At 70.7% G+C, this 17627-nt stretch carries 14 protein-coding genes; 7 read left to right on the forward strand and 7 right to left on the reverse strand.

Going from position 1 to position 17627, the window contains the following annotated elements:
* Positions 1-116: 116 nt before the first annotated feature.
* Positions 117-1379, forward strand: coding sequence for a hypothetical protein (locus tag HUA74_RS32650; RefSeq protein ID WP_141645985.1), 1263 nt, complete (start codon positions 117-119; stop codon positions 1377-1379).
* A gap of 119 nt (positions 1380-1498) precedes the next feature.
* On the forward strand, positions 1499-3082 hold the full coding sequence (locus HUA74_RS32655; protein ID WP_254625335.1) for a PAS domain-containing sensor histidine kinase: 1584 nt from the start codon (positions 1499-1501) through the stop codon (positions 3080-3082).
* Here the strand turns inward: HUA74_RS32655 and HUA74_RS32660 are convergent.
* Positions 3079-5727 carry a winged helix-turn-helix domain-containing protein gene (locus tag HUA74_RS32660; protein ID WP_174457651.1) on the reverse strand — a complete coding sequence of 883 codons (2649 nt, stop codon included), beginning with the start codon at positions 5725-5727 and terminating at the stop codon, positions 3079-3081. The two genes, HUA74_RS32655 and HUA74_RS32660, sit on opposite strands and share 4 nt — an antisense overlap.
* A 635-nt stretch (positions 5728-6362) precedes the next feature.
* On the opposite strand from HUA74_RS32660, the gene HUA74_RS32665 reads away from it, so the two are divergent.
* Positions 6363-6623 carry a hypothetical protein gene (locus tag HUA74_RS32665; RefSeq protein WP_254614659.1) on the forward strand — a complete coding sequence of 87 codons (261 nt, stop codon included), beginning with the start codon at positions 6363-6365 and terminating at the stop codon, positions 6621-6623.
* A gap of 29 nt (positions 6624-6652) precedes the next feature.
* Here the strand turns inward: HUA74_RS32665 and HUA74_RS32670 are convergent, their stop codons facing one another.
* The 3 genes from HUA74_RS32670 to HUA74_RS32680 all read right to left on the reverse strand — a co-directional run bounded on the left by HUA74_RS32670 (position 6653) and on the right by HUA74_RS32680 (position 9448).
* Complete coding sequence (locus HUA74_RS32670; protein ID WP_174457652.1) at positions 6653-7489, reverse strand: hypothetical protein; 837 nt, start codon at positions 7487-7489, stop codon at positions 6653-6655.
* A 139-nt stretch (positions 7490-7628) separates the two neighbouring features.
* The gene (locus HUA74_RS32675) at positions 7629-8450 is read right to left on the reverse strand and encodes a TIGR02452 family protein (RefSeq protein WP_174457653.1); all 822 of its coding nucleotides are present in this window, start codon (positions 8448-8450) and stop codon (positions 7629-7631) included.
* Between the two features lie 155 nt (positions 8451-8605).
* Positions 8606-9448, reverse strand: coding sequence for a hypothetical protein (locus HUA74_RS32680; RefSeq protein ID WP_174457654.1), 843 nt, complete (start codon positions 9446-9448; stop codon positions 8606-8608).
* 316 nt (positions 9449-9764) lie between these two features.
* Here HUA74_RS32680 and gstA point away from each other — a divergent pair, with 316 nt between their 5' ends.
* Both gstA and HUA74_RS32690 read left to right on the forward strand, forming a co-directional pair.
* Positions 9765-10373, forward strand: a complete 609-nt coding sequence (gstA, locus tag HUA74_RS32685) for a glutathione transferase GstA (protein ID WP_174457655.1) — start codon at positions 9765-9767, stop codon at positions 10371-10373.
* Positions 10370-10729 carry a VOC family protein gene (locus tag HUA74_RS32690; protein ID WP_174457656.1) on the forward strand — a complete coding sequence of 120 codons (360 nt, stop codon included), beginning with the start codon at positions 10370-10372 and terminating at the stop codon, positions 10727-10729. Before gstA ends, HUA74_RS32690 begins: the two co-directional genes overlap by 4 nt.
* On the opposite strand, the gene HUA74_RS32695 is transcribed toward HUA74_RS32690, so the two are convergent.
* From HUA74_RS32695 to HUA74_RS32705, 3 genes are read right to left on the reverse strand one after another with little or no spacing between them, the layout of a single operon-like run.
* The gene (locus HUA74_RS32695) at positions 10713-11378 is read right to left on the reverse strand and encodes a TetR/AcrR family transcriptional regulator (RefSeq protein WP_174457657.1); all 666 of its coding nucleotides are present in this window, start codon (positions 11376-11378) and stop codon (positions 10713-10715) included. The two genes, HUA74_RS32690 and HUA74_RS32695, sit on opposite strands and share 17 nt — an antisense overlap.
* Positions 11379-11396: 18 nt before the next feature.
* Entirely contained in the window at positions 11397-14519 is a 3123-nt protein-coding gene (locus HUA74_RS32700) for an efflux RND transporter permease subunit (protein WP_174457658.1), read from the reverse strand.
* Positions 14516-15667, reverse strand: coding sequence for an efflux RND transporter periplasmic adaptor subunit (locus HUA74_RS32705; RefSeq protein ID WP_174457659.1), 1152 nt, complete (start codon positions 15665-15667; stop codon positions 14516-14518). Before HUA74_RS32705 ends, HUA74_RS32700 begins: the two co-directional genes overlap by 4 nt.
* A 365-nt stretch (positions 15668-16032) precedes the next feature.
* Here HUA74_RS32705 and HUA74_RS32710 point away from each other — a divergent pair, with 365 nt between their 5' ends.
* Together HUA74_RS32710 and HUA74_RS32715 are read left to right on the forward strand one after the other, a co-directional pair.
* Positions 16033-17097, forward strand: a complete 1065-nt coding sequence (locus tag HUA74_RS32710; RefSeq protein WP_174457660.1) for a UvrB/UvrC motif-containing protein — start codon at positions 16033-16035, stop codon at positions 17095-17097.
* A 150-nt stretch (positions 17098-17247) separates the two neighbouring features.
* A complete protein-coding gene (locus HUA74_RS32715) occupies positions 17248-17532 on the forward strand; it encodes a hypothetical protein (RefSeq protein ID WP_174457661.1) in 285 nt (94 codons plus the stop codon).
* Positions 17533-17627: the final 95 nt, after the last annotated feature.

Consider the following 17627-nt stretch of genomic DNA (forward strand, 5'->3'; position numbering starts at 1 on the left):
GGCCTGGATTCGTCGACCTCCGGACACTGCTGCAATGCGGCGACGCCGGTACGGCTTGGGAAGGTCCTGGCCCGTGACTACCTCCCCAGGGCCCCGCCACTCCGAGACGGTTTCCCATGCGACAGCTCCGCTCCCCTGCCCCGTTCCACCTCTTCTCAGTCCTGGCGCTGGCCACCGCGCTGACCTCCACGTCCGCCCTGGCCCAGCCGGCGGCGACGCCGCTGGAGGACAATCGCCGCATCACCCTGGGCTACATCGCCATCGCCTATGAGCTGGGCGCGGTGTTGGACCCGACGCTCGAACCCGGCGGCGCCAGCGCCGTGCGGCCCAACTGGTTCACCTTCGCGCCCCACGCCTCGCAGACCGGAGGCGAGGGCATGTTGGGCACGGCCATCGCGAAGCGCATCATCGCCGCGGCGCGTGGGCAGCCCTCGCTGTCGGTGCTCCATGCGCTCCAGCGCGTGGGACTCAACGCCCAGCTGCGCGTCTCGCCCGAGCAACTGGGGTTGGAGCTGGTGCTGCGCGGACTTCCCATCGACGCGGCCTCCTCGCTCGCCGCGCTCATCACGTCGCTCAACGGCGCGGCGCTGCTGGACGTGCGCACGCTGGCCGCCACGGCCGCGCGCTTCGCCGCGCTCTACTGGAGCGCTCCGGGCTTCTGGCCGCTCGACAAGGCGGAGAGCATCGTCATGACGCTGGAGCGCACGCTCCACGAGGGCAACCTCGCCATCTTCACGGACATCGGCGGCTCGGGGCAGCTGTACCTGGACTGGCGCCGGGGCGCGGGCGCGGTGACGCCGGAGCGCGTGCTGACGGAGTTCACGCTGGTGGACTCGGTGCCCGCGCAGGCCTCGCAGGCGTATGCCTACGCGCTGGCGCACGCATACGACGTCCCGCGTCCCTACCTGTTCGAGCAGGTCTTCCCGGGGATGCACTACAAGAGCCTGCTGGTGGCCGCCTTCGCGCTCTACGAGAAGGCCCGCGTGGCGCCGACACCCGCCGAGCGCGACGCGCTGGTGGCCATGGGCAACAACTACATCGCCTGGCGCGAGCAACATGACATGGCGCAGCCCGTCTTCTCGCCCCCGGTGCCGCGACCGGACGAGGTGTCGCGCGTCGCGCTGCTCCAGATTCTCACCCCGCTGTTGCGCACGGAGTTCGGCACGGTGGTCTGGAACTACGCCGACTATGCGTACAGCCAGCCGGACCGCGATGGGAATCCCCTGACGTCTCCGCCCACGGAGTACAACTGGGCCGTCTTCATGGACCGGTGGACGGGCATCCTCTACGCCTTCGACCAGGCGTACCTCCAGCCCACGGGGCTGTGGGTCATGCCGACACCCATCGAGGACCCGACCGCGCTTTCAGGCGGGTCCTGAGCCGCATGCCCCGTCCGCCTCGCGGAGTCAGCCGGAAGAGGGGTCGAAGCAAGCTCCGGTGGATGGCCCGGCGTGCGGACGCAGGCCCGCGTCACGATTCTCCGAACAAAGGAGGCGACTTGACGCATTTGGAGCGCCAGGGGACGGTTCAGTTCTACATGAACCCCGCGCCGTCCCCCGTGTCCGGCTCCTCGAAAGACACCTCCCACGACCCGCGAGTGTTGCCCGCCGCCGCCGCTGACGAGGCGGGCCTCTCCGCCGACGCGCGCCTGAGTGTGCTGCGGGAGATGATGAGCGAGGCGTTCCTCTGCCTGGACGCCCATGGGCGGATTCGAGAGGTGAACGGCCGCGCCGCCGCGCTCCTGGGCCTCCCCGCCGACCAGCTCCGGGGACAGGAGCCGTGGGTGGCGGAGCCCGCGCTCGCGGGCACGTCCCTGCATGAGCGGTTGATGGCCGCGCTCGCCACCCGCGAAGGCGGACGCTTCCTGGCGGAGCTGCCCTCGCGCACCTGGCTGGACGTGAATGTCCAGGTCGTCGGCGAGGAGACGTGGGTGCTCGCGGCCGACATCACCCGCCGGCAGCGCGCGGAGAACGAGGTGGCGCGGACCGAGGAGCGCTTCCGTCAGCTCGGCGAGCGCTTCCAGGTGGCGCTGGACTCGGCGCAGATGGCCGTCTGGGAGACGAACCTCGCCACCGGGCAGGTGTTCCGCTCGGAGGGACATGACCGTCTCTACGGCTATCCGCATCCGCTGACGGAGTGGACCCACGAGAGGTTCATCGAATCGCTGCATCCGGACGACCGGCCGGGCGTCCAGTCGCAACTGGATGACATCTTCGCGGGCAAGACGGATTCGTACACCTCCACCTTCCGGACGTACTGGCCGGACGGCTCGTGGCACTGGCTCACCAGCCGGGCCCGGGTGCTGCGCGACGCGACAGGCAAGGTGGTGGTCATCCGGGGCGCCATCCTGGACATCACCGCGCTGAAGGAGACGGAGTTCGCGCTGCAGGAAGCGGTGCGCACGCGCGACGACTTCCTCTCGCTGGCCAGCCACGAGCTGCGCACGCCGCTGACGTCCCTGCGGCTCCAGGCCCAGCTGCTGCGGCGCATGAGCGAAAGCGCGCCCACGGAGACGCTCGGCTCGGTCAAGGTGCAGGCGAAGCTGGAGGCCACCGAGCGACAACTGCGCAGGCTGAGCGCGCTGGTGGACAACCTGCTGGATGTCAGCCGCATCCGGACGGGCAAGCTGGACTTCCACTTCACCGAGGGCGACCTCGCGGCCGTCGTCTCCGACCTCGTTGCGCGCTTCGGAGACGAGGCCCGTCAGACAGGAGTGCAGCTCAATGCGTCGGTGGAGGGGCCGATGATGGGCCGCTTCGACCGGCTGCGGATGGAGCAGGTGGTGAGCAACCTGCTGTCCAATGCCCTGCGCTACGGCTCGGGCAACCCCGTGTTCCTCTCGCTTGCGCGCTACGGCGGCACCCTCCGCTTGATGGTGCGGGACAACGGGCAGGGCGTCCCGGAGAAGGACCGCGAGCGCATCTTCGAGCGCTTCACCCAGGGCGACAACGCGCAGCGGCGCGGAGGCATGGGGCTGGGGCTCTACATCGTCCAGCAGATTGTCGAGGCCCACGGCGGCCACATCCGCGTGGAGGACTCGCCCGGCGGTGGCGCGACGTTCGTGGTGGACCTGCCGCTCTAGGACGCGCCGGGCTCGTCGCGGACGAAGGCGAAGCCCCGAGGCACCTCCAGGCGATAGCCCGGGTCCTCGAACAGAAGGCGCGCGCCGGTGCCCTCCAGCACCTCCCGCAGGTGGCGCACGTGGACGCGCAGCGCGTTGTCGTGCAGGCGGGGGTCATAGTCCGCCTCCCACATGGCCCGCACACACGCCTCCTTCGACAGCGTGCGCCCGGGTTGGCGAGCCAGGGCGTACAGCAGGCGGCGAGGGAGCACGCGCGTGGCCAGCGAGACGGTGTGGCCTCCGGCTCGCAGGGCATGGTCCCTGGCGTCCAGCACCACCGCGTCCGAGGCGGCGACGGGCGCCTCGACGGCGAGCCGGGAGCCGTCGGACGTCACCACCCGCAGCGAGGCGAGCGTGCGCGCCAGCTCCGGAATCAGCTCCGGGTCCGCCGCGCCTTCCGACGCGGAGCGCGCCGCCGCCTCCATCGAGCCCCGGACCTCCGTCGCGCGCTCGGAGAGCCGGTGCAGCATGGCCCGGGACAGGTGGGCCAACGCGCGCTCCATCGCGAAGTCCTCGCCTCGCGCGAGGGGCTCCAGCGACGCCAGCAGTCCCTCCGCGCGCACGCTGTCGCCCGCCGTCGCCGCGGCCAGCGCCGCCAACGCCCGCTGTCGCGCCGCCACGCCCGGACGCACCTCGCGAGGCTCCACGGCGCCAGGGCGCTCCACCTGCCGCAGTACGTCCGAGGAGCGGGCCGTCTCGGCGGCGCGAACCAGTCCCTCGGCGCCGCGCGCGCGTGCATCCGCCGCCGCCTCGTCCAGCAGCGCCAGCCCCTCCGCGCGCCGCCCCAGCTCCAACAGCATGCGGCCCGCGCCAACGCGGGAGAGGTGGTGGACGAAGAGATAGCCGCCCTGCTCCGCGCGCACGGCCACCTCTCGCAGACCGGCCAGCGCGGCGCGCCGCTCGCCCCGCTCTCCGAGCACCAGCGCGGCGATGCAGTCCAGCTCCAGCGCGAGCCTCGGCGCGCCCAGCTGTCCCAGCCGCTCCCGCACGCCATCCAGCGCGGCCTGCGCCTGCGTGAAGCGCCCCAGCCGACTGAGGATGCCCGCGGACATCGCGGCCACCAGCGGCCCGCGCGAGTCGAGCGGCGCGCCCTCCAGCAAGGACAGACACTGGCTCAGGGGCTCCTCGAGCCCCTCGTCCCGGCCTTCAATCCAGCACATCAGCGCGCGGGCATAGGCGCACCAGCCGAGCACGCGCTTGTCGTCGGATGCGGCGCACGCGGCGTCCAGCATCTCCAGGGACTCATCCAACCGGCCCTGGAAGAAGCGCAGCGCGGCCCAGGCGAGCAGTTGCTGGAGGAAGACCTCCGCGTCGCGCGGCATGGGCATGGACCCGAGCGTCCGCTCACACGCGGGCAGCTCCAGCGAGAAGAGGGCCACCCGGACCAGCACCGTGCCCACCTGCTCGCGCAGCCCCGCGCCCCGCGCATCCTCCGCGTCTCCCAGTGAGGCCAGCAGCGCCGCGAGCTCCGCGTACGCGCGGCGCAAGTCCAGCAGCCGCACCTGGGCACGGGCGCGCGCAAGCCCCACGTCCGGTGTGCACAGCGCGGGCGGCAGCGAGCCCAGCAGTGCCAAAAGCTCCCCCGCGGCGCCCTGCCGCACGAGGGCCTCCGCCTGCTCGACGACGAAGGAACGGCGCTGCTCATGGCGCCCCAGTGCCTGGAGATGGCGGCACATCGCGCGCACCCGCACCACTTCCGGCAGGGGCTCGCGCGCGAGCAACCCCAGGAGCGCTTCGTGCGCGGCGCGTGCCTCGTCGGCGTCGAGCAACGTCTGGAAGGCCTCGCGCACCAGGTCGTGGACGCCGTGGCGGCCCCGCGCGTCCGTCTCGACGAGGAGCCGGGCGGAGAGCCGCCGCAGCGCCTCGCCCGCCGCCTCTTTTGGCAGCACGTCGCGCAGGGCCGAGGCGGGCAGTGGCAGCTCCGACAGGGCCAGCACGGCGGCCACATGCCGCTCGTCCGGAGGCAGCGCGGCGAGGGCGGCGCGCACCGGCTCCTCCACGTCCGCGTCATTCGCATGCGCGCGCCTGAGGAGGAACGGCACGCCCCGCGAGCGGGCCCACGCCGCGGCGAAGCCCTCCCGCGCGCCATAGAGCGTGTCCAACTGCCGCCACAGCAGCTTCGCCGCGGCCTCCGGCAGCCCATCCAGCCGCAGCTCGAAGCGGTCCGGACTGGTGGCCTGGCGCGGCACCTCCTCGCGCGAGGTGGCCAGCAACGCGCCCTGGCGCAGCCGCCCGCCGAGCCCCTCCACCAACGCGAGCCGCTCCTCCGGCCGCAGCACGTGCAGGTCGTCCAGGACGAACAAGGCCCCGCGCGCCTCCAGCTCTCGCGCCAGATCCTCCAGTCGCGAGTCATCCGACAAGGCCTGGGCCACGGGCGCCTCGCGCAAGAGGCGGCGCGCGTCGTCGACCACGGCGTCCAACGTGTCTCCAGGGGCGATGCGCCGGTGGACCACCGGCCCCCGGTGGCGCGCCGCGACGGCGGCCACCAGCGCGGACTTGCCCACCCCTGGCAGCCCATAGACGACGCCGGTGCGCACGCGCTTCAGCAACGTGCCCAGCCGCTGGAGCTCCTGCTTGCGCCCCACGAAGACGGCGGGCGGCCCCAACCCTCGCGGCGTTCCGGCCCGCGACGCGTCCTCTCGCGACGCACGGGCAGCGCGCGAGACGGTGCCTTCAGTGCGCCTGCGTCGACTGCGGGGAGAGGGCGTTCCGGTGGGCATGATCGACCTCGGACCGACTCAGGAACCGCCCTCGCCGCGCGGCGCTCGCTCGCCCTCACGCGGGGTGAGAAGCGACAGGGACAGCGTCTCGGGCGTCACCGCGCGGCCAGGTCTCATGTGCCCCAGCCTGACACACCCTCCGGCCGTATCCCTATGTCCAGCCGTCAACGACTGAGGGTTCGCCACTACGCGGAATCCGCCCACCCTGTGGGCCAACCCCAGACATCGTGTGTTTCAGGGTCACTCCGATTTTTCACAATTTGTCGCCCTCCGAGAAGGAATTGGCGCGCGAAGCGAAACAACTCGAAGTGAAATCGCGCATCATTCCCCAGCGTCCCAATGGCCAGGGAGCAAGCAGCCTCACCTGGTCAGCGCGCCATTGGGATTTCCGTCCGGAGGGCGCTCCGATGTGGATTGAAACCATCATCATGCCCCGGGAAGAGCGTGGGCCTCGACAGCCCCCGCCGCCCCCGCGAGACAGGCGTGCAGTCCTGCTCGCGGCGGGAGAGGAGAGCCGCGCCTTGCGAGACCAGGTGATGGGGTTCCTGAGCGCGCATCACCTGCTGGGAGCGGTGAAGTGGATGAGTGAGCCGGGCTTCCTTCCCCTCGTCACCCTGCACTGCACGGAGCGCGCCCTGGAGAAACTCCGCGAGGCCGCTGAGTTCGTCGTCGGTTGCGCGGCGCCCGTGGATGCCTACCAGCCGCTGACCACCACGGAGCCGGAGCTCTCTTCTTCGGAGCCGGTGTCCATGGCGGTGCCCGTCTTCGCTCGCTATCCCTGATGCATGGGCGCCCTCTTTGGCGCCACGCCTCACACCTGGGCCGCCGCCTCTGACTCCAGCAGGAACGCGCCCAGCTCCAGCACACGCTCCGCCACGCGGGCCGCATCGCTCGCGGAGGTGCAGAGCCGGGTGATGGCCTCTTCCGCGGACTCCGCGCTGGCCAGCCCGCGCACCCACTCCGGGGTGCCATCCTCGCCGGCGGGGTGTCCCTCCTCGGCGGCCAGCATCCAGTCCCGCGCGCCCTGACGCAGCCGCTCGGCCTCGTCCGCCGTGAAGACGAGCACCGCCGTGTCGTCATGCGTCGCGGTCCTCGGGTGGACCCGGCGCAGCGCCTGCACGAGCTGGTGGGCCACCCCCGTCAGCGTGACTTCGTGGACGTGGCTGTGCGCATCGCCCACCTCGCCCCGGCTGCGCAGGATGAGATTCCCCAGGAGCGCCGTGTACTGGAAGTCCTCGCGCCCGGTGCGCTCGTCGGTGGTGAAGACACTGGCCTCGCGACCGAGCCACGACTCCGAGCCCACGAAGCGGGCCTCCCCCACCACGACTCGCACCGTCGCCGTGGAGACGCCGCGCGCCTCGCACACCTCGTCGGAGAGCGCTCCAGCGGAGAGCAGCTGGTGGTACGCCGCCAGCCCCTCGTCCAGGGTGACGTCGAAGTCCACCTGCCACCCCGTGAAGCAGAGGTCGTCCCCCGCGATGCCCGGACCCGCGGCGGCGCCCCCCACGCCGCGCGCGAAGTCCTGGAGCACCGACAACATCCCCGTGGGGCCGACGAGGACGCGGACGGTGCGAGCATCCCGCGCCGGCAGGAGCCATGAAGTCCCGCTCGCGAGCACGGCGAGCTCCGCCGTCCGCCCCCCAGCCATCGGCGATTCCCCCGGACCGCCCCAATCCCCTGTCATCGACTTCCCCCTGAAGTGAATGCTTGGGGAGTTGTCGTCCAAACCGGGGCGGAGGTGGAATTAAACCGAGTTAAATCCGCCGCCCCGCCCCCCCGACGCCACGTCACGCGAAGTGCTCGCGGAAGGCGCGCGGGTTGGGCCCGTCACCGCTCCGCTCGTACACCGCGAACACCACGCGCCTGAAGGCGCCGGGCAGGGCCGCCAGGGCGAGCGAGAAGGCGTTGGCGACCTCCACCGGCTCGTTGCGGAAGACGCCGCAGCCCCATGCTCCCAGGACGAGGACCTCATGGCCCTGGTGCGCCGCCACCTGGAGCACCTTCAGCGCCCGCGCGCGCAGCACCTCGTGGATTTGAGGCCGCAGGCCCACGTCCACCCGAAGCGCCTCACCGGCATTGGGCGCGGGCGCGGTGAGCACGGAGAGGCAGAAGGGCCGCTCCAGCAGCTCCAGCGAGTCGCCCCGGAAGAACGGCACGTCCGGCGAGTAGATGAGGTGGTCGGTGTACAGCATCGAGCGCTCGGCGCGATTCGCGTCGTAGTAGCCCCGCTGCGCGAGCAGACACGGATAGAGCGCCGAGCAGCGCGCCAGGTCCTCCTCCTGCGCCTTCGCGCCGCCCAGGAAGCCGCCGCCCGGGTTCTTCGCGGAGGCGAAGTTGAGCGCGGCGACCCGCGTCTCTCCTTCCTCCTCCACCAACCGCCGAGCGGCCTGCCCCGTCTTCTCGCCCGTGACTTCGATGTGGAGGTCCGGACGCTCCAGGCCCGGCGCGAAGGGAGGGAGCCGCCCGAAGTCGTCGGGCCGGTACAGCAACGTCCCGCTCACGGCGAGCGCCACCAGGTTCCCCAGCGAGACGCTCCGCCCCGAGGGCGCCTCATACGTCCCCAGCTCCGCGATTCGCACCGTTTGCCGCGCCAGCTCCTTCAACGACATGACCCGCTCCTGACAGACCTCCGCCGCGAATAGGCGGCGAGACTTCGTGTTAATTACACACGAACCATATCAACCCGTCCTGACAGGTGTCGCGCGACGGGGAGGAACGAGCCGCCGGCCCCGGGGTGCGCCAGGGCCGGCGGTGAGGCCGGGTGCTACTCGCAGCCGACGCGCTGGGTGCGGCTGACCACCAGGTTGTCGACCCACGTCTCGGAGGCCGACGGCCCCTGCGGATGCACGAAGCCGTAGCCCACCCAGAAGTTGTTGAAGGAGCGCATGCCGATGTCGGTGAAGTCGTGGGCCAGCGCGCCGTCCACGTAGACTCGCGCGTTGCCGTGGGTGCTCGACGCGGTGGGGCGGCGCACCTCCCACTCCAGGCAGACCCAGCGGCCGGTGGACATGCCCAGGTTGACGGGCGGGCCCTGACGATTCCAGCCCTGCCCCGTCCTCGCGGACCAGTCATCGAGCGCGAACCCCGTGTCCCGGATGACCTGCAGCTCGATGCCGCCGAAGTCCGAGTTCGTGTCGGAGAAGAGGACGAAGTAGGTGCCCATCTGCCCCTGGTCGCCAGGGAAGGCGTTCATGAACACGTGCGCGCGCACGAAGAGCTGCGTCTCGAACGGGGGGATGCTCTTCATCCAGCGGGCAATCGCCTCACCCTCGCCCTGCTTCTCGTCGATGCCGTCCTCCGTCACGATGTGCAGCGAGCGCGCGCCGGTGTGAGGCTTCGTGCCGTCCGCCTCGATGGTGGAGTGCTCGCGGCCGACATCCCAACCCGCGGAGCCGTTCTCGAACGTCTCGCAGAGGATGGCGCCGGTGGGGCAGGACGCGTTGCCCGTGCCGCCGTCGCCCGGGTGGCTACCGGCGTCGGTGCCCGAGTCGGTGGGATTGGAGCCACCATCATCGCCGGGCTTGTCATCGTCATCACCGGAGCACGCCGGCATCACGCCCCACGCCAGCAACGCGATGGGCAGCAACAGAGTGACTTTGAAACGCATAGGGTCCTTCCAGGTTCGGGCGCGAGGCCCGGCCATGTCTGACGGAGCGCCCCGCGGGGCCGGGGCTCGCTCTGGGGGTAAGGAGGCGTGGCGGGCTCCCCGGGCCGGCGCCAACCTCCGAGCGAAACAACTACCACTCCGAGCGCGCCCCCGGCAGCGGGGCCCGGCGGACCCAGGAGCGCGGCCCGCGCCACGTGCCGTCCACCCGCCCGCCTGCCCGGCACCACCCGGTGCCCCGCATCGAAACGGTGGCATCCCCTCCCGGGAAGGTGCAGAACTGCGCGCCTCGAACCCCCCACGTGAGGAATGCGCTCCCATGAAGCTCTACTACTCGTCCGGTGCCTGCTCCCTGTCCCCGCACATCGCCCTGCGTGAGGCGGGCCTGAAGTTCGACCTCGAGAAGGTCGACCTGCGCGGCAAGAAGACGGAGACCGGCGCGGACTACTTCGCCGTCAACACCAAGGGCTATGTCCCCGCGCTCCAGCTCGACAACGGCACGGTGCTGACGGAAGGGCCCGCCATCGTCCAGTACATCGCGGACCAGGCGCCCGAGGCGAAGCTGGCCCCCGCCAACGGCTCCATCGAGCGCTACAAGCTCCAGGAGCTGCTCAACTTCATCTCCACCGAGATTCACAAGGCCTTCAGCCCCCTCTTCAACCCGGCGTTTCCGGACGAGGGGAAGAAGATCTACAAGGACCGGCTCGCGGTGCGCTTCAAGACGCTGGACGAGGTCCTGTCGAAGAACACGTTCCTCATGGGTGAGCAGTTCACCGTCGCGGATGCGTACCTCTTCACCGTGCTGAACTGGGCGAAGCCCATGCAGGTGGACCTGGAGGCGTTCCCCGCGGTGAAGGCCTACCACGCGCGCGTCGCCGAGCGTCCCCACGTGCAGGCGGCGCTGGCCGCCGAAGGCCTCAAGAAGTGATTCCGGCCTTCGTCAAGCTGCTCGTCTCGGACCTGACGCGCTCCCTGGCGTTCTACGAGGCGCTCGGCTTCGAGCGCACCCAAGCAGAGCCGCCCTTCGTCCGCCTCCAGTGGGCTGGCGCGGTGGACGTCTACCTCGTCGCGCCTCCGACGCAGTTGCAGTTGGAAGGCCGGCGGGGACTGGGCGTGCTCGTGGGCTTCCGCGTCGAGGGCACCAGCGGCCTGGACGAGCTGCTCCTGCGGGCGCAGGCGCAGGGGGCCGTGGTGGAGGGCCCCGCCATCCAGCCGTGGCACACCCGGGAGGTCATCGTCACCGACCCGGACGGCTACCGGCTCAACTTCATCGAGCCCGCGTAGCGCCGCCTGACCTGGAGGGTTTGCAGAGGCCCTCCAGGAGCAGGTCCATCATCAGGGTCGCGGTGCGCATCAGTGGACGCATGTCGATCCACTTGTCCTCGGGCCCCATCACCAGGTGCAGCGCGACGAGGCCATGCAGGCCGCCCCAGAGCGCCTGACTCACCAGCTCCACGTCCTGGTGCTCGGGCCTGAAGCAGTCCGCGTCCTTCGCCTCCTGCACGGACTGGCGCAGGAAGGCATAGGCATCCTGTTCGGGGTTGCCCTGCTCCGGGCCGTCCGGTCCCGTGGTCCCCACTTCGGCCGGGCGGCGCTCCATGAAGAGCAGGCGGTAGGTGGTGGGGTACTCCTGGGCGAAGTCGATGTACGCCCGCCCCATCTTCCGCAGGCGCTCCACGGGGTCCTTCACCTTGCCGACCTTGTTGAGCACCTCCGCGAAGCGCAGGAAGTCATGGGCGCACAGCTCCTGGATGAGCGCGGCCTTGTCCTTGAAGTGCACGTAGATGGCGGTGGCGCTGTACTCGATTTTCTCGGCGACGCGCCGCATCGTCATCGCCTCGTAGCCCTCCTGGACGTAGAGCTCGCGCGCCGCATCCAGGATGCGCTGCCGCGTCGCCTGCTTCTCCCGCTCTCGTCGCTCCTTGATGCCCATGGTGCCTCTCGAGTGCCGCTATGCCGCGCCACCGGCCGATGCGACGGAGCCGGGCAGCGGGGACGCGGGCCCCTCGCTGGCCGGTGCCTCGCCCTCCCGCTCCACCTCCGGGGCCAGCAACTTGTACACCACCGGCGTCACCACCCGGGTGAGGACGGTGGAGGAAATCAGCCCACCGATGATGACCCACGCCAGGGGTGAGTAGAGGCTGCTGTGCTCCAGCGCCAGGGGCAGCAGGCCCCCCAGGGCCGTCAGCGTGGTGAGCAGGATGGGCAGGAAGCGCGTCTCGCCCGCCTGCTCGATGGCCTCGTCCACGGACAGGCCCCGCGCGCGCAACTGGTTGGTGAAGTCCACCAGGAGGATGCTGTTCTTCACCTCGATGCCCACCAGGGCGATGAAGCCGATGGAGGCGGTGAACGACAGCGTGTTGCCGGTGAGGAACAGCGCGAGGATGCCGCCCACCAGTCCCAGCGGAATCACCGACGCGACGATGAGCGTGCTGCGGAACGTGCGGAACTCCAGCACCAGCACCGCCAGCACACCGAAGGCCGCGATGATGCCGGCCGCGGACACGCCGTCGAAGCTCTCCTGGCGGCTCTCCAGCTCTCCGGCCGCTTCCAGACGGTAGCCCGGCGGCGGCTTCACCTCCGCGTCCAGCCGGCGCAGCACGTCCTGGATGACGTTGTCGTTGATGTAGCCGGTGGCCACGCTGGCGGAGACGGTGACGGAGCGCTCGCCGTCGTGGTGGGTGACGCGGTTGGGGCTGGCCTCCAGGCGCACCTGGGACACCTGCATGAGCGGCACCTGCGCGCCGGTGACACTGGCCACATGCAGGCGCTCCAGCGCGCCCAATGCCGGCCACGCGCCGGACTCCAGCGGCATCCGGACGAGGATGGGATGGTCCTCGCCCGCCTCGTCGCGGAAGGTGCCCGCCGGCAGACCCGCGAGCCCGAAGCGCACCGCGCGCGCCACCTCCGCCGCGGGCACACCCAGTTGCCCCGCCTTCTCCCGGTCCACCTCCACCTGGAGGTCCGTGCGACGCGTCTGCACCGGGTTCTTCACGTAGAGGGTGCCCGGTGTCGTCTCCAGCACCTGCTGGGTCCGCGCGGCCAGCGTGCGCAGCGTCTCCAGCTCCGGCCCCACCAATCGCACCGCCACGGGCGCTTCGATGGGAGGCCCCTGCTCGAACTCGCGCACCTCGATGCGCGCGCCGGGGTACGCGGACAACTCCGCGCGCAGGCCGTCGAGCAGCGCGGGCGTCGTCTCCGAGTCGTAGTCCTGGAGCTGGACGAAGAGATCGCCCACGTTGGGGCGCTCCGCGCTCGGCTGGACGTTGTAGTAGACGGACGGATGGCCCCGCCCCGCGTTGGCGGAGACGGAGACGACCTCCGGCCGGCGGCGCAGGGCGTCCTCCACGAAGCGCACGGCCCGGTCCGTTTCCGGGAGGCTGGCCCCCTCGGGCGTCTCCACCTTCACGTAGAACATGGGCGTGCCGGCCTTCGGAAAGAGGCTGAAGCCCACCACCGGCACCAGCGCCAGGCTGCCCACGAAGAGCGCCGCGGCCACCACCACCGTCACCACCGGCCGCGCCAGCGCGCGGTGCAGCAGCGGGCGGTAGCTGCGCTCGATGAAGTGGTGGAAGAAGCGCAGCACGCGGTTGCCCTCCGGGTGCTCGCCCTCCGAGAGGAAGAGGCTGGCCAGCAGCGGAATCACCGTGAGCGACACCAGCAGCGAAGCGAGGATGGTGAACACCACCGCCATGGGCAGGCTGCGGATGAACTGACCGGACGTGCCGGGCAGGAACAGCAGCGGCACGAAGGACAACACCAGCGTGGCGGTGCAGCCCAGCACGGCGAGCCCAATCTGCGACGTGCCCTCGATGGCCGCCCGCACCCGGCTGCGCCCCATACGCAGGAAGCGGGCGATGTTCTCCACCACCACGATGCTGTCATCCACCAGGAGCCCCAGGGCGATGACGAAGCCGACGATGGAGAGCTGGTTGAGCGTGAAGCCCGCGTGGTGCAGCGCCGCGAGCCCCAGGGCCAGGGACAGGGGAATGGACACCATGACGATGAGGCTGGCCCGGAAGCCCAGGGGCAGGAGCGTCACCAGCACCAGGGCCAGCGCCAGCGCGAAGTCCATCGCGAAGCCGCCCAGCCGCCGCTCCACCTGGAGCGACTGGTCGAACCCCGTCTCCAGCCGGACACCCTTCGGTAGCTCCCGGGCCCACTCGCGGGCGACCTCGAGCGACGCGTCCCTCACCGCGAAGACGTTGCCGCCTTCCTTCTGCGTGACGCCGACGAAGACAGCGCGCTCGCCGTTGAAGCGACCCAGGTGCACCGCGTCCTGGTCCCGAAACGACACGTCCGCCACGTCCTGCAGGCGCACCACGCCCGCCTCGCCACCGGACACCACGGTGGCGCGCACCTGTTCGAGCGACGTGTACTCGCTGCTCGTCTTCACGTTGAAGCGCCGCGCGCCCAGGTCCACGCTGCCCGCGGGGACATTGAGGTTGGCGCCGCCGAGCGCTTGCAGCACCCGCTCCAGCGACACGCCCACGCGCGCCAGTCGCTCCGGGTCCACCGACACGCGCACCTCCTGCTTCGTCGCCGCGAAGACCTCCGCCTTCTTCACGCCGGACACATGCGTCAGCCGGTCCGCCAGGGCGTCCGCGTGCCGCTCCAGCTCTCGCGCGGAGACATGGGGCCCCACCAGGGCGAACTGCACCACGCTCACGTTCGCCGCGCTGTGACGGAGGACCTCCAGGCGCACCAGTCCCGAGGGAAGCTGGGGCCGCGTGGCGGTAACCTGCCGCAGCACCTCCGCGTGTTTGTCATCCGGGTCCGTGGAGGACTCGAACTCGATTTCCAGCTGCGCCAGCCCGTCCTCCATCTGGCTGCGCACCTCCTTCACGTCATCGAGTTCCTCGAAGGCCTCCTCGAGCGGGTCCACCACGAGCTGCTCGAGGTCCGCCGGGCTCGCACCGGGGTACACGGCGATGAGCGTGAAGCCCGGCATCGGGAAGACAGGGTCCTCCGCGCGGGGAATGGACAGCGCGCTGGAGACGCCCAGCGCGACCAACATGGCGAACACCACCAGGGTGAGCTGCGGGTTCTTCACGGCCGCGGTGGAGAGCTTCATCGCGCCTCCACCACCGCCACCGCCTGGCCGTCGCGGAGGAAGGCCACGCCATCCGTGACGACGTGGGCGCCCACGTCGGGCCCCTCGGACAGGGCCGCGCGGCCGTCCTCGGAGGAGAGGAAGGCCACCCTCACGCGCTGGCGCCGCGCGCTCCGACCATCCGGGTTCACGATGAAGACGCTGGCCACGTCACCGTCCCCTTCCAGCAGTGCCTCCACGGGAATGAAGCGCACCGTCTGCCGCTCGGACGGAAGGACCCGCGCCTTCGCGGAGAGGCCTGACAACAGTCGCGGGGAGGGCTCCGCGCCACCTCGCTCGTCGGCGCCGGCCACACGTGCGGGAACCTCCTTGGGGAGTCGCAGCTCGAGCTCCACCTCCGCCGTGCCCAGGCCCGGCGTGGCGGCGCTGGCAATCTCGCTGACGCGCGCCTGGAACGTCCGGCCGGGGTAGGCGTCGAGCGATACTTCCGCCGCGTCCCCTTCCCGCACGCGCACGACGTCGCGGTCCGTCAGGCCCACGCGGACGACCCAGCCGCCATCCGCGCTCGCGAACTGGAAGAGGGCCTGGCCGGGGGACACCACCTCACCGGGCTCCACCAGCCTCCGGAGGATGCGCCCGTTCGAGGGCGCCACGAGGGTGGCCTGTCGCTGGTTGAAGGCCGCGGCGCTCCAGGCGGCGTCGGCGACCTCGAAGGCCGTGGTGGCGTCTTGCAGCTGCGCGCGCGTGGCCACCTGGGCCTCGTGAAGTTGCTTCGCGCGCTCCAAGTCTCGGGCCGCCTTGTCCCTCGCCTCGCGAGCCTGGGCCACCTGGGGGCCAATCTCCGACGGGTCCAACGCGGCCAACACCTGCCCTCGCGTCACCGACCGACCCTCGTCCACGGCGACCTGCCTGACGATGCCACCCAGCTTGAAGGACAACCGCAGCTCCTGCTTCGCGGCGAGCACCCCGCTGGCGCGCACCGGACGGGTGACCTCCTCCGCCACGACGGGCACGGAGCGCACCTGGACGGGCGCTTCACCGGAGGAAGCAGGCCCCGGAGCGGCGGTGGCCGGGCGCGAGCACCCCACCAGGGACAACAGCCCCACGACGAGGATGGCGAAGCCGCTCATCCACGCGGCGGACAGGGTCAACGACGGGGCACGCACCATGACGGCGACTCCCTCCCGCCTTCATCGAGGCAGGCAGACACCCCTCCTCATCGCGAGGCCGGGTTTACACAGGACCATCAATTAACGCCGTTAACTAAACGAGACAAGGTTGTTCACATAACTTCATAAACCCCCCATCGGAGTCTGGACGTGGACGGGTGCCCTCATGGCGAGCGGCGGCCTCGCGTGTGGCGCGTCGCGGGCGCGACCAACCCCCTCCTCACCTGCTCGCCTTCGCATGCGACCAGGCCGTCCGCCCCACGGACAAGCACGCTGGAAGGAAGAGGCGAGGGCCGCGCGAGGCCCGCACCGAGGTGTACGGTGACATGTCGTCCGGCACGCACAGGGCCGGGCCTTCGCCGCACATGTCTTCCCGCGTCGCCTCACTCCTCGAACACGTCCGCGCGAACGCGGAGAACCGGCCCGGCATCTACCGGATGTTGGGGCCCTCGGGCGAAGTGCTCTACGTCGGCAAGTCCGTGCGGGTGCGCTCGCGGCTGCTCTCCTACTTTCGCGCGGAGCCCGGCGACAAGGCGGCGGACATCATCGCCCACGCGCATCAGGTGGAGTGGGAGCACACGCCCAGCGAGTTCGCCGCGCTGCTGCGCGAGCTGCGCCTCATCAAGTTCCACCGCCCCCTCTACAACGTGGAGCACAAGCGAGACCGGGGACACTGCTTCCTCCACCTCACCAAGGAGGCCGTGCCCCGCCTGCACGTCGTAGGGCGCGTCACCGGCGCGAGCGGCGACTACTACGGCCCCTTCCAGGGCCAGGGCGCGGTCTCCGACGTGGTGCGCGCGGTGAATGACCTGCTCGAGCTGAGAGACTGCGCGGCGGACACACCGATGCGACTGGCCAACCAGGGCCAGCTCTTCCCGCTGAAGCAGGAGCCCCTGTGCATGCGCGGCCAGCTCTCCCGCTGCCTCGCGCCCTGTGCTGGCGGCTGCACCCATGCCGAGTACGACGCCCGCATCGCCCAGGCCCGGGCCTTCCTGGAAGGCACCTCCGACGTCCCGCTCACCCTGCTGCACGAGCGCATGGCCCTGGCCGCCCGACGTCTGCAGTTCGAGTACGCCGCGGAGCTGAGAGACCGCGCGGAGCGCCTGAAGAACCTCCGCGAGTGGATGGTCTCCCTGGGCCGGACGATGAAGCGGCTGTCCTTCGTGTACACGGTGCCGGGCCACGCCGGAGAGGACCGCGTCTACGTCCTGCGCCGGGGCAGCGTGCGCGACGAGCGGCCCGCGCCGCGAACCCCCGAGGAGCGCGAAGCCCTGGAGGCCCGCGTCCGGGAAATCTTCGAGCGCCCCGAGCCCGAGACGCTCGGCCTGCGCGCCCACGAAGCCCAGGAGGTGATGCTCATCGCCCGCTGGTTCCACCTCCATCCCGACGAGTTCGACCAGGCCACCGAGGCGCCACCAACGCACACGTGAGCCAGGCGCGCACGCCCGGTTCGTATGTCTGCGTAGGACTCCACGCGGGGACGAGGCCAGCCGCCTCGGCGGGTATGTCTCACCTCGAGTGACGAGCGCGCGTCAGGGCCAACGGGTATGACTGCGCCACTTCCTTCAAAGGGGGAGACAATGAAAGCCAGGCTCTCGATAGCCACCCTCGTGGCCGGCCTGCTGGCGTCGTCGGCCGCATGGGCCGCCGTCACCGTGCGCTATTACAACCGCGACTCGCGCGACTACACCTGGACGGCGGTGTGCAGCGGCGTGAAGACCTCCGTCTCGTTCGGCAAGAGCCAGACGGCCTCCGTCACCATCCAGGGCTCGAGGCCCTGCACCATCCAGACAGACGGGGGCAACGTCGTCCTCAAGGGCGGCGAGGACCTGGACATCAAGGGTGGCCGCATCATCGTGAAGTAGATGACCCTACATCCCGCCCAGATTCATGAATTTTAAGCCCAATTCTATCGATTTTTAGCTGTATCCGACGGGATTTAAGACTCCGGTCCGTTGAA

The organism is Myxococcus sp. CA051A (assembly GCF_013336705.1).
Taxonomy (GTDB): domain Bacteria; phylum Myxococcota; class Myxococcia; order Myxococcales; family Myxococcaceae; genus Myxococcus; species Myxococcus llanfairpwllgwyngyllgogerychwyrndrobwllllantysiliogogogochensis.

Coding starts and splice junctions, on each gene's coding strand:
- HUA74_RS32650 (WP_141645985.1), top strand. CDS start 117: ATGCGACAGCTCCGCTCCCCTGCCCCGTTCCACCTCTTCTCAGTCCTG.
- HUA74_RS32670 (WP_174457652.1), bottom strand. CDS start 7,489: ATGGCTGGGGGGCGGACGGCGGAGCTCGCCGTGCTCGCGAGCGGGACT.
- HUA74_RS32675 (WP_174457653.1), bottom strand. CDS start 8,450: ATGTCGTTGAAGGAGCTGGCGCGGCAAACGGTGCGAATCGCGGAGCTG.
- HUA74_RS32680 (WP_174457654.1), bottom strand. CDS start 9,448: ATGCGTTTCAAAGTCACTCTGTTGCTGCCCATCGCGTTGCTGGCGTGG.
- gstA (WP_174457655.1), top strand. CDS start 9,765: ATGAAGCTCTACTACTCGTCCGGTGCCTGCTCCCTGTCCCCGCACATC.
- HUA74_RS32695 (WP_174457657.1), bottom strand. CDS start 11,378: ATGGGCATCAAGGAGCGACGAGAGCGGGAGAAGCAGGCGACGCGGCAG.
- HUA74_RS32700 (WP_174457658.1), bottom strand. CDS start 14,519: ATGAAGCTCTCCACCGCGGCCGTGAAGAACCCGCAGCTCACCCTGGTG.
- HUA74_RS32705 (WP_174457659.1), bottom strand. CDS start 15,667: ATGGTGCGTGCCCCGTCGTTGACCCTGTCCGCCGCGTGGATGAGCGGC.
- HUA74_RS32710 (WP_174457660.1), top strand. CDS start 16,033: ATGTCTTCCCGCGTCGCCTCACTCCTCGAACACGTCCGCGCGAACGCG.
- HUA74_RS32715 (WP_174457661.1), top strand. CDS start 17,248: ATGAAAGCCAGGCTCTCGATAGCCACCCTCGTGGCCGGCCTGCTGGCG.